At 62.0% G+C, this 13,456-nt stretch carries 16 protein-coding genes; 4 read left to right on the forward strand and 12 right to left on the reverse strand.

All coding sequences use genetic code 11. The features are described 5' to 3' along the window. Positions 1 to 13: 13 nt before the first annotated feature. The 9 genes from flgG to APH28_RS07555 all read right to left on the reverse strand — a co-directional run bounded on the left by flgG (position 14) and on the right by APH28_RS07555 (position 7,107). On the reverse strand, positions 14 to 799 hold the full coding sequence (gene flgG / locus APH28_RS07515; RefSeq protein WP_027921148.1) for a flagellar basal-body rod protein FlgG: 786 nt from the start codon (positions 797 to 799) through the stop codon (positions 14 to 16). Between the two features lie 47 nt (positions 800 to 846). Next, positions 847 to 1,587 (reverse strand): flagellar basal-body rod protein FlgF, encoded by a 741-nt coding sequence (gene flgF / locus APH28_RS07520; RefSeq protein ID WP_060508324.1) that lies wholly within the window; start codon positions 1,585 to 1,587, stop codon positions 847 to 849. Positions 1,588 to 1,766: 179 nt separating this feature from the next. After that, positions 1,767 to 1,952 carry a hypothetical protein gene (locus APH28_RS07525; protein WP_060508325.1) on the reverse strand — a complete coding sequence of 62 codons (186 nt, stop codon included), beginning with the start codon at positions 1,950 to 1,952 and terminating at the stop codon, positions 1,767 to 1,769. Between the two features lie 138 nt (positions 1,953 to 2,090). Then, positions 2,091 to 3,437, reverse strand: a complete 1,347-nt coding sequence (gene flgE / locus APH28_RS07530; RefSeq protein ID WP_060508326.1) for a flagellar hook protein FlgE — start codon at positions 3,435 to 3,437, stop codon at positions 2,091 to 2,093. A 27-nt stretch (positions 3,438 to 3,464) separates the two neighbouring features. Beyond that, the gene (gene flgD / locus APH28_RS07535; protein ID WP_060508327.1) at positions 3,465 to 4,178 is read right to left on the reverse strand and encodes a flagellar hook assembly protein FlgD; all 714 of its coding nucleotides are present in this window, start codon (positions 4,176 to 4,178) and stop codon (positions 3,465 to 3,467) included. Positions 4,179 to 4,193: 15 nt separating this feature from the next. Then, complete coding sequence (flgC, locus tag APH28_RS07540; RefSeq protein ID WP_060508328.1) at positions 4,194 to 4,637, reverse strand: flagellar basal body rod protein FlgC; 444 nt, start codon at positions 4,635 to 4,637, stop codon at positions 4,194 to 4,196. Positions 4,638 to 4,640: 3 nt separating this feature from the next. Then, positions 4,641 to 5,048 carry a flagellar basal body rod protein FlgB gene (gene flgB / locus APH28_RS07545; RefSeq protein ID WP_060508329.1) on the reverse strand — a complete coding sequence of 136 codons (408 nt, stop codon included), beginning with the start codon at positions 5,046 to 5,048 and terminating at the stop codon, positions 4,641 to 4,643. A gap of 250 nt (positions 5,049 to 5,298) precedes the next feature. After that, complete coding sequence (cheR, locus tag APH28_RS07550; protein ID WP_060508330.1) at positions 5,299 to 6,126, reverse strand: protein-glutamate O-methyltransferase CheR; 828 nt, start codon at positions 6,124 to 6,126, stop codon at positions 5,299 to 5,301. Positions 6,127 to 6,177: 51 nt separating this feature from the next. Further along, the gene (locus APH28_RS07555; protein WP_060508331.1) at positions 6,178 to 7,107 is read right to left on the reverse strand and encodes a chemotaxis protein CheV; all 930 of its coding nucleotides are present in this window, start codon (positions 7,105 to 7,107) and stop codon (positions 6,178 to 6,180) included. 78 nt (positions 7,108 to 7,185) lie between these two features. Here APH28_RS07555 and flgA point away from each other — a divergent pair, with 78 nt between their 5' ends. The 4 genes from flgA (at position 7,186) to APH28_RS07575 (ending at position 9,747) form a co-directional block, all read left to right on the forward strand. Then, positions 7,186 to 7,938, forward strand: a complete 753-nt coding sequence (gene flgA, locus APH28_RS07560) for a flagellar basal body P-ring formation chaperone FlgA (RefSeq protein ID WP_060508332.1) — start codon at positions 7,186 to 7,188, stop codon at positions 7,936 to 7,938. Between the two features lie 152 nt (positions 7,939 to 8,090). Further along, a complete protein-coding gene (gene flgM, locus APH28_RS07565; protein WP_060508333.1) occupies positions 8,091 to 8,405 on the forward strand; it encodes a flagellar biosynthesis anti-sigma factor FlgM in 315 nt (104 codons plus the stop codon). Between the two features lie 50 nt (positions 8,406 to 8,455). Beyond that, on the forward strand, positions 8,456 to 8,923 hold the full coding sequence (locus APH28_RS07570; RefSeq protein WP_060508334.1) for a flagella synthesis protein FlgN: 468 nt from the start codon (positions 8,456 to 8,458) through the stop codon (positions 8,921 to 8,923). Positions 8,924 to 9,003: 80 nt separating this feature from the next. Further along, positions 9,004 to 9,747 (forward strand): flagellar brake protein, encoded by a 744-nt coding sequence (locus APH28_RS07575; protein WP_060508335.1) that lies wholly within the window; start codon positions 9,004 to 9,006, stop codon positions 9,745 to 9,747. 166 nt (positions 9,748 to 9,913) lie between these two features. On the opposite strand, the gene APH28_RS07580 is transcribed toward APH28_RS07575, so the two are convergent. The 3 genes from APH28_RS07580 to bkdR form a co-directional block, all read right to left on the reverse strand. Continuing rightward, positions 9,914 to 11,257, reverse strand: a complete 1,344-nt coding sequence (locus tag APH28_RS07580; protein WP_060508336.1) for an MFS transporter — start codon at positions 11,255 to 11,257, stop codon at positions 9,914 to 9,916. Positions 11,258 to 11,387: 130 nt separating this feature from the next. Continuing rightward, positions 11,388 to 12,629 carry a glutamine synthetase family protein gene (locus APH28_RS07585; RefSeq protein WP_177334237.1) on the reverse strand — a complete coding sequence of 414 codons (1,242 nt, stop codon included), beginning with the start codon at positions 12,627 to 12,629 and terminating at the stop codon, positions 11,388 to 11,390. Between the two features lie 190 nt (positions 12,630 to 12,819). Next, positions 12,820 to 13,305, reverse strand: coding sequence for a Bkd operon transcriptional regulator BkdR (gene bkdR / locus APH28_RS07590; protein WP_060508338.1), 486 nt, complete (start codon positions 13,303 to 13,305; stop codon positions 12,820 to 12,822). Between the last annotated feature and the right edge of the window lie 151 nt (positions 13,306 to 13,456).

A 13,456-nucleotide genomic window follows, 5' to 3' on the forward strand; every position in this document is an offset into this window, starting at 1 on the left:
CAGCTGCCGGGTGTTAAAGCTGTTGAGTGACGAACGACAGCATCTGGTCGGCGGTGGAGATGACCTTGGAGTTCATCTCGTAGGCGCGCTGGGTGGTGATCATGTTCACCAGCTCTTCCACGGTGCTGACGTTGGAGTTTTCCAAGGTCTGCTGCAGGGTGGTGCCGAAGCCGTTCAGGCCCGGGGTACCGACCTGCGGCGCGCCGCTGGCGGCGGTTTCCAGGAACAGGTTGTCACCGATTGCCTGCAGGCCGGCCGGGTTGATGAAGTCGGCGGTCTGCAGGTTGCCGATCACCTGTGCGGCCGGGTTGCCGGCGGTGGTGATCGAGACGGTGCCGTCCTGGCCGACGGTGAAGGTCTGGGCATCGTTCGGCACCACGATCGCCGGCTCCAGGGCAAAGCCCTGGGCGGTGACGATCTGGCCATCGGAGTTCAGGTGGAAGGTACCGTCACGGGTGTACGAAACGGTGCCGTCCGGCTGCAGCACCTGGAAGAAGCCACGGCCGTTGACCGCCATGTCCAGCGGGTTTTCGGTGGTCTGCAGGCTGCCGGTCTGGAAGTTTTTCTGGGTGCCGACAATGCGCACACCGGTACCGACCTGCAGGCCCGATGGCAGCTCGCTGTCCTGGGTCGACTGCGCGCCTGGCTGACGCTTGATCTGGTACAGCAGGTCGGCGAACTCGGCGCGATCGCGCTTGAAGCCGGTGGTCGAGACGTTGGCCAGGTTGTTGGAAATGACGGTCAGGTTGGTGTCCTGGGCGGACAGGCCGGTTTTAGCGACCCAAAGAGCCGGAAGCATCAGTATTCTCCTCGTGCGCCTGTTTTACGGCACCCGTTCAAAGTTGGTTAGCCGATTTGCAAGACGCGCGCCATGGCTTCATCGCCTTCCTTGGCCGCGTTCATCATTTTTACGTGCAGCTCGAACTGGCGGGACAACGCCAGTACCGAAGTCATTTCTTCCACCGCGTTGACGTTGCTGCCTTCGAGGAAGCCCGACACCACCCGCACATTGACGTCGGCGGCAGCCGGTTGGCCGTTCTGGGTGTGGATCAACCCGTCCAGGCCTTTGGTCATGCTCTTGATGTCCGGGTTGACCAGCTTGATGCGGTCGACCTCGGCCATCACCCGCGGGTCTTCACCCATCGAGCGGATGCTGATGGTGCCGTCGGCACCGACCTCGACTTTCTGCTCGGGCGGAATGGCGATCGGGCCACCGTTGCCGATCACCGGCATGCCGTTGCCGGCACGCAGCACGCCAAGGGCGTCGATGTTCAGGCTGCCGGTGCGCACATAGGCTTCGCTGCCATCAGGCGCCTGCACAGCGATGAAGCCCTGCCCGGCTACTGCGACGTCCAGGTCACGCCCGGTCTCGACCATCGGCCCTTCGCTGAAGTCGGTGGCCGGGCGTTCGGTCATGGCAAACGCCCGCGACGGAAAGCTGTCACCGAACACCGGCATCGAGCGCGCCTGCTCCAGGTCGCGCTGAAAGCCATTGGTGGAAACGTTCGCCAGGTTGTTGGCATGGGCCTTCTGCGCCAGCGCGTTCTGGCTGGCGCCGGTCATGGCCACGTAAAGCATCTTGTCCACAGTCATCCTCCGCTGCACTGACGAGCGTTTGCCGCTTGCCGTTGCTGTGCAGGCTCTAAAGCAAGTTCCGAACCAACTTTTCGAATTCATGAAAAAGCCCGTGAATACGGGCGTTTTCGGGGTGTTGCCATTGAGATGCCGCCGGTTATCCGGCGCCGGATTGCCGCTGGCGGCAAACATCAAGGCTCGCGGCAACCACCATTGCTGAAAGGACCGGCGAATTTCTTCCAGCCCTCCCCCGGCGGCCATTGCGAACACACCAGCCGGCCATCCGCCTGGCTCTCCCAGCGCCACCAGGGCGCGGTGCCGGCCTGAGCCTGGTACAGGCAGAATGCGGCGATCACCATGACGACCAGCTTTTTCATGAACCCTCCAGATCGCCGGGGCTGCCTCGCAGCCCTTTCGCGACACAAGGCCGCTCCTACATGGAACTGCGCAATCCTGTAGGAGCGGCCTTGTGTCGCGAAAGGGCCGCAAAGCGGGCCCGGCGATTCAAGAAAACATCAGGTCATCTGGATGATGGTCTGCATGATGGTGCTTTCGGTGGAGATGGTCTTGGCGTTCGCCTGGTAGTTGCTCTGCGCCTTGATCAGCTCGACCAGTTCCTGGGTCAGGTTGACGTTGGAGTTCTCCAGCGAGTTGGACTCGACGCTGCCCAGAGTACCGGTCTTAGGCGCATCGATACCCGGGATGCCCGAAGAGTAGGTCTCGGTCCAGCGAGTACCGCCAACCTGCTGCAGGCCTTGGTCATTGGCAAAGCTGGCCAGCGCCACCTGGCCAATGGCACGCGACTGCTGGTTGCTGAAGCTGGCGAACATCACACCCGTGGAGTCGATGCTCAGGCTCGACAGGATGCCGGTGGCATAACCGTCCTGGGACTGCGACATGCGCGCGGTCTCGGTGTTGTAGGACGTGGTGCTGTTCATCGCCAGGCGCATGCCGGCGGTGTTTTCGGTGGACCCATTGGCTGCCCAGTTGCCACTGGCATCCTGCGACGCCGGGATCCAGCCCTTGAGGGTGAAGGTGTTGTTGGTCACGCTCCACTCGGCACCGGCCGGAACACCGGTGGTGTCGGTGGTCATCGAAGCCACGCTACCGTCGCTGTTGAAGGTCACGGTGCCGGTCAATGGGGTGGTGCTGCTCGGGTCCATGGGATTGCGACCGTCGACCAGGGTGTACATGGTCCACTCATTGGTGTCGGTCTTGCGGTAGTACTGCTCCATGGTGTGCTCGTTACCCTGACTGTCGTAGACCTTGGTCGGGAACGACTTGGTGTACGACGTTTCGTCAGACGGATCGAAAACGATGTCACCGGCAACCGGCGGCGTCGACGGCAGCGGGATCGATGCAGCCGAGGAGTTCAGGTTGATGCCCTGGTCGATCAGGCTGGTGGCTTTGGGCTGCAGCGCCGAGGTGTCGATCTGCAGGTCGGTCAGCACACCTTTCTTGATGTTGCCGTTGCTGTCGGCAGCATAGCCTTGCAGGCGCAGGCCATCGGAGGTGACGACGTAGTTGTCCTTGCTGGTCTGGAAGGCGCCGGCACGGGTGTAGACCATCGAGCCGTTGTCAGACAGCACGAAGTAACCCTGACCCTGGATGCCCATGTCCAGCACGTTGCCGGTGTTGTTCACGTCACCCTGGGTGAACTGCTGGGAAACTGCAGCCAGGCGCACACCGTTGCCGACCTGGTTCTTGCCCACGCCCAAACGGTTGGCACCGGCGTAGACGTCGGCGAACTCGGCACGCGACGATTTGAAACCGGTGGTGTTGACGTTGGCGATGTTGTTGCCGGTAACGTCCAGCTGCTTGTTGGCTGCGTACAGACCGCTAAGGCCGATATTGAAAGACATGCTGTTGCTCCTTGTGCCGTTCTGGCCTTAGATACCGATGGTTTGTACGTCGGACAGGGAAACCTTGCCGACCCCGGCGAGGTTGAGCACCATCTCGCCCGTGGTGTTGAAGCTGACGCTGGTGACCTTGGCCGGCAGCAGGGTGTTCATCTGCACCGCCTTGCCATCCACCGTGGTGCTGGCAGTGAAGGTGTAGGTGCCCGGGTCGACCTTGGCGCCGCTCGCGTTGGTGCCATCCCAGATGAAGTCGGCATAGCCGGCTTTCTGCTCGCCCACTTCAATGGTCTTGACGGTGTTGCCGTCCTTGTCCTTGACAGTGATCTTCGCCCCGTCGATGGCCTGCGGCACGACGAACTGGCCATTGAAGCTGTCGGCGGTGTCGACCACAGCCTTGTCGTTCTGCACGATCACCGAGCGACCGACCAGCGACGACGCCTGCAGCGCCTGGGACGAGGCCATGGCACTGGTGATGTTGGTGACCGACTCGTTCAGCGAGGTAATGCCTTCGAGGCTGCTGAACTGGGCCAACTGCGCCACGAACTCGCCGTTGTCCTGCGGGTCGAGCGGGTTCTGGTGCTGCATCTGGGTAACCAGCAGCTGCAGGAACGCATCCTTGCCCAGCGAACTGTTGCCGGTCTGCGACGCGGTATCGGTGGTGGTCTTCTTGGTGGTACCGGTGCTGACACCGGACGCCGAGAGGACGTCATTGAGGTTTACACCGCTGGTGGTATCGATGGCCATGGTCCGGCTTCCTTATCACTGACCCAGGGTCAGCACTTTCTGCATCATGTTCTTGGCGGTGTTCATCAGCTCGGCGTTGGTCTGGAACGCACGGCTGGCGGAGATCATGTCAGCCATCTCCTCGACCACGTTGACGTTCGGGTAGTAGACGTAGCCGTCCTTGTTCGCTGCCGGGTGATTGGGCTCGTAGCGCGCCTCCAGATTGCTCTGGTCTTCGACGATGCCCTTGACCTGCACGCCCTGCCCCGCTTCGCCCTGGTCTTCGAACAGCGACTGGCTGACGCCGCCTTGCGCGTTCTGGAAGGTGGTTGCGAACACTGGGTGGCGCGCACGGTAGGTCTGGTCGATGCTCGACGACACGGTCTCGGCGTTGGCGATGTTCGAGGCGACGGTGTTGAGGCGGGTGTTCTGCGCGCTCATGCCACTGCCGGCAATGTTGAAAACACTGGAAAGGGACATGGATTACTCTCCGCGCAGGGCTGAAACCAGCCCTTTGAATTTACTGTTGAGCAAGGTGAAGCTGGCCTGGAAGCCGATGGCGTTCTCGGTGTAGTTCGATTGCTCGATCTGCGCATCCACGGTGTTCTGGTCGATCGACGGCTGGGTCGGCACGCGGTACTGCGTGGTGTCATCAGCCATCGCCAGGCCTTCGGCCTCGATGTGGCGGCTGTTGGTGCGGTCCATGGCGAAGCGGCCGCTTTGCTGCTTCTGGCTCTCGGCGGCGAGCACCGAAGAGAAATCCATGTCACGCGCCTTGTAATTAGGCGTGTCGGCGTTGGCGATGTTGTTGGCCAGCACTTCGGCGCGCTGGGCGCGGAAGCCCAAAGCCTTTTCGTGAATGCCAAGCGCCTTGTCGAAACTGATGCTCATGTCGGGGAAACCTTCGAAGGTTGGCCGGAATTTCGTTGAGCAAGGTATAGCAAGGGCTGTGCCAGAATCCTGAAACCCCGGAAACACTGGGCTGCAACGCGGGCGGGTGATGGCGTGATGCCAGAAAAGCGGCAAAGTGCTTCCGCCTGGCGAAGGGAAAGCGGCAATTGCCGGGCGGCAAAAGCGGCAAAACAAAAAATTGACGTCAGCTAACAGAAAGGCCGGCAACTTGCGTTGCCGGCCTTTCTGATTACTTGGCCTGGTAGATGATCCCCGGGCTGCACTGGACCATCTGGTAGTGGTCCGGCAACCCGTTCAGCGCTTCCGAGGCGCCGAGGAACAGGTAGCCCCCGGGTTTCAGGGTGCTGTGGATCCGCAGCAGAATGTCCTTCTTCACCTGCGCCGAGAAGTAGATCAGCACATTGCGGCAGAACACGATGTCGAACTTGCCCAGGCTCGCGTAGCTGTCGAGCAGGTTGAACGACCGGAACTCGACACGGCTGCGGATCGCCGGCTTGACGGCCCAACGCCCTGGAGCCTTGACGTCGAAGTAGCGCTGCAGGCGCTCCTGGGACAGGCCACGGGCAATCGCCAGGCTGTCGTACTCACCGGTCTTGCAGTTGGTCAGCATCGAACCGGACAGGTCGGTGGCAACGATCTGCGCGCCCATTTTCAACTGGCCGAGGTTGCTGCGCTCGAACTCGTCGATGGCCATCGAGATCGAATAAGGCTCCTGCCCCGACGAGCACGCCGCCGACCACATGCGCAGGCGCTGGCCCGGGTTGTTCTTGATGAACTCGGGGATGACCTTGTTCTTCAGCACTTCGAACGGGTAGGTATCCCGAAACCACAGGGTCTCGTTGGTGGTCATCGCATCCACCACCAGCTCGCGCAAGCCGCCCCGCGGCTGGGTCTGGATGCGTTGCACCAGCTCGCCCAGGCTCTTGATGCCCTGTTGTTCCATCAGCTTGTTGAGACGGCTGGAAACCAGGTACTGCTTATTCTCGCCCAGCAGGATGCCACAGGCTTTTTCCAGGAAGACCCTGAACTGTTCGAACTCCAAATTACCCGTAGACACTACTGCCGCCTCTTTTCAATCATGGGTGCCGGGAGCATGCCCCCGGCTGCTTCAATGCGCTGCCTTGATCCGGTCGACCACGCGCTGAGCCAGGTCGTCCGGCTTGAACTTGGCCAGGAAATCATCAGCCCCGACCTTCTTGACCATCGCCTGGTTGAATACCCCGGACAACGAAGTATGCAGGCAGATGTGCAATTTTTGCATACGCGGGTCGCTGCGGATCTCTGCGGTAAGCGTATAGCCGTCCATTTCCGGCATTTCAATGTCGGAGATCATCATCAGGAACTCTTCTTCAGGCTTCTTGCCCTCGTCCACCAGCTTGCGCAGGTAGTCCAGGGCCTGACGGCCATCGTTGAGCGCCACCACCTCCACACCCACCGTCTGCAGGCAGCGGCTGACCTGCTTGCGCGCCACCGACGAATCATCGACGGTCAGCACGCGCAACAGCGTAGCCTTGTCCTGCACCTCGGCATCGACCACGCCAGCGGACACCGACTCGGACGACGGCGCCACTTCGGCCAGCACCTTCTCCACGTCGATGATCTCGACCATGCGGTTGTCGACCCGGGTAACGGCTGTCAGGTAGTGATCGCGCCCCGTACCCTTGGGTGGCGGATGAATCTCTTCCCAGTTCATGTTGACGATGCGCTCGACCGAGTGCACCAGAAAGCCCTGGGTCTTGGTGTTGTACTCGGTGATGATCACGAAGCTGTTGCGCGTTTCTTCCTGCAACCCTGGCAGGCCGGTGGCCATCGACAGGTCGAGGATCGGGATGGTCGCTCCGCGAATGTTGGCCACGCCTCGCACCACCGCGTGCGACCTGGGCAGCACGGTCAGCTCCGGGCACTGCAGCACTTCGCGAACCTTGAACACGTTGATGCCGTAAAGCTGCGCCCCGTTGAGACGGAACAGCAGCAATTCCAGGCGATTCTGCCCAACCAGCTGCGTGCGCTGGTTGACTGAATCCATTACCCCCGCCATGCCTGACTCCTTATGCGTTCTGCCTTTTTGGTGCTACGTGGTCACCAAGTCGGCACGGGCTTTGCTTTTTTGAGCGCCATGTACACGAAAACGACAAATTTCCGACGACTGACACACCTGCTGAGCGGCGCGCTCGCCGTGCTGTGCCTGCTGGCACCCGGCGTTCGCACGCTGGCGGACGCGGTTACCTTGCCTGAACAGCTTATCGGTGTCACCCAAGGGTTTCTTGAATTCAGCGTCGAGGACTACCTGGCCACCACCCAGACGCCAGGGCGCTACGAGATCCAGGTCAACCCGCTCGACCCGCGCCTGCGCATGCCGCTGTGCAGCCAGCAGTTGGACGCCTCGCTGGAAAGCCCGGCGCAACCGCTAGGCCGGGTCACCGTGCGGGTACGCTGCGACGGCAGCGCGCCGTGGACCATCTTCGTGCCGGCAACGGTGAAGCTGTTCCGCGACGTGGTAGTAGTGACCCGCCCGCTCAAGCGTGACAACGTCGTTGGCGAGGGCGACGTGGCCCTGCGCGAGCGAGACGTCGGCACGCTGACCCAGGGCTTTCTCACCGACCTCGACCAGGCAGTGGGCATGAAGATGGTGCGACCGACGGTGCTCGACCAGGTGCTGACCGCGCAGCACCTGGAGCAAGCCGAAGTGGTGCGCAAAGGCGATCATGTGGTGATCACTGCACGCAGCGGCTCGTTGAGCGTGCGCATGCCGGGCGAAGCCTTGGCCAAGGGCGGCCAGGGCGAACAGATCCGGGTGCGCAACCTCAATTCGCAGCGGGTAGTAAAAGCCCGGGTCACAGGCCCCGGCCAGGTCGAGGTCGCCATGTAGATTGCGCTGGCGGTGAGGAACCGCTTTTCCTAAACTGTGTCAGAACACGGGTTCGCGAGCTTGCTGACAGGCGGCTATGCATTTGTGCCTAAAGTTTCTTTCGGGTTGGCCGAAAACAAGGCAAGCGTCCAAATACCCAGAGGTTTCTGATCATGGTCATCGACTTCAGTCGTCTGAATAACTCTCCGTCCGTCACGGGCGGCGTTCGTGGCAATGCCACCTCCGGCAACGCCGAGAAAACCGGCGAAACCCAAGAAGCGCCTAAAAGCGCCAGCGCCAGCGGAGAAGCAGTACACCTCAGCCAAGAGGCCCAGCAGTTGCAAAAGGTCAGCGACAAGCTGCGCGACCAGCCCGTTGTCAACAGTGCCCGCGTGGCGCAGTTGAAGCAGGCGATCGCAGACGGCAGCTACCAGGTCGATGCCGGCCGGGTCGCCAGCAAACTGCTCGATTTCGAAGCCCAGCGCTAACCGTTCGGCGCGCTGACTTCACGGACGCTACGTAAAGCCAAGAGTTAGCCATGCACGACATCACTTTGCTGCAACTGATCGAAGACGACATCGCCCCGACCCAGGAACTGCTCGACCTCCTCCAGCAGGAGTCGGTGGCCCTGCACGGCCGCGACATGGCGCCGCTGGAGGGCATCCTCGCCCGCAAGCAGTCGCTGATCGTCCTGCTCGAGCAGCAAGGCATGCGCCGCAACAACCTGCTCACCAGCCTTGGCCTCAGCGCCAATCGCGCCGGGGTGCAGGCATTGGCGGCGCAGTCGGACAACGGCGAGCTGATCCTGCAGCAGCTCGATGTGCTGACCCAGCTGATGGACGCCTGCCAGAAGGTCAACGAGACCAATGGCCGGATCATCCAGGTGCAGCAACACGTCACGGCCAACCAGATCAGAATCCTCCAGGGTGGCGAAGCACCGTCGCTCTACGACAGCCGTGGCGCCACTTCACCACTTGCCAAGCCCCGGGCGCTCAGCCAAGTGTGATTATTTCTATCAAGGCACGGAACATACTGGCAAAATGCCGTTACTTGCGTGTGTCGTTTTTGCCTGGAGATTGAAAACCCGTGTTCAATGAAGCCGATGCCCCGCAACCGCCGAAGGTGCTGAACACGCCCTTGGAGATCGCGGCCAACCTGCGCCAGCTACAAGAGAGCCATGATCCGCTGATCATCACCTTCCATGAGCGCAGCCAGCGGTTCCAGAGCTACGTGGTGCACGTGGACCGTGACAGCAATACCCTGGCGCTGGACGAAATGATCCCGCGCGATGGCGAAAAATTCATCGAGAACGGCGAACCGTTCCGCGTCGAAGGCTTCCACGATGGCGTGCGCATCGCCTGGGAATGCAATCACGAGCTGAAAATCAGCGAAGTCGACGGTCACCGCTGCTACCGCGGCGCGATGCCGGAAGAGATGACCTACCACCAGCGCCGCAATGCCTTCCGCGCCGCGCTGAAGCTGTCGCAACTGGTCGACATCCTGCTCGACGGCAGCTACCTCAAGGGTAACGGTGCCCTGCGCGGCAAGCTGCTGGACATCTCGGCCACCGGCTGCAAACTGCGCTTCGAAGGTAACGTTGAAGACCGCCTGCAATTGGGCCAGGTCTACGAGCGCTTCAAGGCCAGTAACCCGCTGGGCCTGGTCGATACCATGGTCGAGCTGCGCCACCTGCATTATGAAGAGCGGATCAATACCACCTTCGCCGGCGTGCGCTTCCATAACCTCAATGGCCAGGCCCAGCGCAAGATCGAGAGTTTTGTCTACCAGCTGCAGCGTGAAGCGCGGCGGTTTGACAAGGACGACTATTGATCGGCCATTGAATGCAGAACGCCACCCATCGGGTGGCGTTTTTGTTTGTGGTTAACCTGTGTCGGCCTCTTCGCGGGCTCGCCCGCTCCCACAGGGACCGCACCGCTCTCGAAACCTCTGCAGTACCTGTGGGAGCGGGCAAGCCCGCGAAGAGGCCGGCACAAACTCACACTGACTTGCTGACCTCATCCTCAGGCCGAGCCTCGGCAACCGGCTCAGCCGTCTGATCATCCTCGGTATCCTCAGCCGCCACCGGTGCCTGCATCACCTCCTGCACGGTCTGCTCATCCACCCGCGGGTCGAGCGCCGCCGACAATGGCGAACCGGCAGCCGGCATGGCCACGTGGCCCAGCGGCGCGTCCTGAACCTGGTGCAGCCCGGTAACCGCCTTCGGCCGAATGCGCCACACCAGCACCAAGGCAAAGAACGCGAAGAACGCATAGAGCATCTGCGCCCCCAGTGCCTTCATCAGCACCCCCGCTGCTAGCGGCCCGATACAGGCACCCACGCCATAGGTGACCAGCAGCATGGCGGTCAGTGACACCCGCCGCTCGCTCTCGACGTGGTCATTGGAAAACGCCACCGCCAGTGGGTACAGGCAGAACTGCAGCAGCGAAATCACGAAACCGATGCCGAACAACGCTTCCAGCGGCACGCTCGGCAAAAACGCCAGTGGCGCCGAAGCCACTGCCAGGCCCACCGCGACGCTGCGGATCAGCACCGCACGGTCATAACGGTCGGACAACCAGCCCAGCGGCCACTGCACCAGCAGCCCGGCAAAGATGCAGCAACCCATGAACAGACCGATCTGCTCGGTCGACATGCCTTGGCTGGAAGCGTACAGCGGCGCCAGGCCGTAGAACGAACCGACGATCAAACCCGAGCCGAGCACCGTGCTGAGCGACTGCGGCACCCGCTTGATGAAGAACTTCGGCTCCATCGGTGCCGGGCGCAAGGGCGCCGGGTGGATGCGCCGGGTCATGGCCACCGGCACCAGGCACAGGGCGAAGCACATGGCCACCAGCATCAGCAGTTCCGGGCCCAGTTGCGGGTGCACCACCAGGATCAGCTGGCCGAGCACCAGGCCCAGGTAGGAAGCGATCATGTAGCCACTGAACACCGCGCCCCGGTACTTGGCCTCGGCCTGCTCGTTGAGCCAGCTTTCGATGACCATGTACTGGCACATCATCCCCAGGCCGACGATCATCCGCAGCCCGACCCACACCGGCAGCCAGCTGGTCATGCCATGCCCCAGCACCGCCGCGCAGACGATGCCGGCGCAGGTGGCGTATGCCCGGATGTGCCCGACCCGACCGATCAACCGGTGGCCAATCTTGCCGCCCAGCGCCAGGCCGAAGTAGTTGGCGGCCATCAAGGCACCGACCCACAGGCTGTCGACATGATCGGCCGCCAGGCGCAGCGCCAGGTAGGTACTGAGCAGGCCGGAGCCGATCAACATCATCAAGGCGGCGAAATACAACGACTGAAAGGGCTTCCAGATGTTTCGCATACGTCCTGTCAAACTCCCTGGTCAGGTGGCGTTGGCTTGCTGGCAAGCATAAAAGCAAAATGGCCATGGCGCAGTCCCCTGCCAGACAAATAGCCAGACAGGGGCGCGTCCAGTACCGGTTATGTCGCGATCAGGCCTGTGCCGCCAACACACGGCGCTCCCAGGGGGTGATCTCGTTGAAGAAGTCCGTCAGCTCGAGCGTCTTGCTGGCAATGTAGCCTTCGATGAACTCGCTACCGAACAGTTCCCGCGCCAGGGCGCTGCGCTTGAGGCGTTCGAGCGCGGCATGCAGGGTACACGGCAGGCTCAGGTGTTCCGGCACCTCGAACTCGCCTTGGATCGCCGGGGTTGGCTGCAGGCGCTGGTCGATGCCATGCAGCCCGGCGGCCAGGCTGGCAGCGATGGCCAGGTAGGGGTTGGCATCGGCACCTGGCAGGCGGTTTTCGACCCGCCGCGCCACCGGGGCACTGGCGGGAATGCGCAGGCCGGCCGCACGGTTGTCCTCGGACCAGCAGGCATTGTTCGGCGAAGCGTAGGGGTGGCATAGCCGCTGGTAGGAGTTGACGTTGGGCGCGAACAGCGCGGTGAAATCGGCCATGCACGCCTGCTGGCCACCGATGAAGTGGTAGAAGGTCTCGGTCGGCTGGCCCTGCTCGTCGCTGAACACGTTACGCCCGCTGGCGATCTCCACCAGGCTCTGGTGAATGTGCATGGAGCTGCCTGGGGTATGCGCCAGTGGCTTGGCCATGCACACCACGCTCAGGCCATGTTTGAGCGCCACCTCCTTGAGCAGGTGCTTGAACAGGAAGGTCTGGTCGGCCAGCAACAGCGGGTCGCCGTGCAGCAGATTGATCTCGAACTGGCTCACGCCCATTTCGTGCATGAAGGTGTCGCGGGGCAGGCCCAAAGCCGCCATGCACTGGTATACCTCCTGGAAGAACGGGCGCAGGCCGTTGTTGGAACTGACACTGAATGCCGAATGGCCCAGCTCCCGGCGGCCGTCCTTGCCAACAGGTGGCAGGAAGGCTTGCTGCGGATCGGTGTTGGGGGCGAAGACAAAGAACTCCAGCTCGGTCGCCACCACAGGCGCCAGGCCCAGCGCGGCGTAGCGGGCGATCACCGCCTTGAGCTGGCCCCGCGTCGACAGCCCCGAGGGCCGGCCATCGAGCTCGTTGGCGTCGCAGATGGCCAGCGCCAGGCCTTCTTCGCTCCAGGGCAGACGATGAATCTGCGAGGGCTCCGCCACCAGCGCCAGGTCACCGTCGTCGCTGCCATAAAAGCGCGCCGGCGGGTAGCCGCCCATGATGCATTGCAACAGCACCCCGCGGGCCATCTGCAGGCGGCGGCCTTCGAGGAAGCCCTCGGCGGTCATCACCTTGCCGCGGGGCACGCCGTTGAGGTCGGGGGTGACGCATTCGATCTGGTCGATGCCCTGGAGGTGCTCGGTCAGCGAGCGATGGGCGGCGGTGGTCATGACGCTTGTCCTTGTTGTTATAGGCTGGCAACAACATAGGCTCGGGGTGTTTAAAATATCAAGCACCCTCTGTATTGCCTGTGCCGGCCTATTCGCGCAAGGTCATGCCATTTGCAGGCAACGGCAACGCGGTCTTGTACCTCACCTGCTTGAGCGCAAAGCTTGATCGGATGTTGGCCACCCCCGGCAACCGCGTCAGGTAATCGAGAAAGCGCTCCAGCGCCTGGATGCTCGGCAACAGCACCCGCAGCAGGTAATCCGGGTCGCCGGTCATCAGGTAGCACTCCATCACCTCGGGCCGTTCGGCGATCTCTTCCTCGAAGCGGTGCAACGCCTGCTCGACCTGCTTTTCCAGGCTGACATGGATGAACACGTTCACATCCAGCCCCAGCACCTCCGGCGACAGCAAGGTCACCTGCTGGCGGATCACCCCCAACTCTTCCATCGCCTTGACCCGGTTGAAACACGGCGTCGGCGACAGGTTCACCGAACGCGCCAGATCCGCGTTGGTGATACGGGCGTTGTCCTGAAGGCTGTTGAGAATGCCGATATCGGTACGATCGAGCTTGCGCATGAGACAAATTCACCGGTTTTTTTGTGTTTATCCGGAATGTTTATCTTCCCTGTCAGACAAAGGCAATCAACTTGAGAGAAAAATTCTCCTGCCCTCCCTCTAAGATGTAAATGACGCTGACCTACCAGTCACAAGCCGGTACTCAGCGGCG

Origin of the sequence: Pseudomonas sp. NBRC 111124 (assembly GCF_001320245.1) — a bacterium.
Taxonomy (GTDB): domain Bacteria; phylum Pseudomonadota; class Gammaproteobacteria; order Pseudomonadales; family Pseudomonadaceae; genus Aquipseudomonas.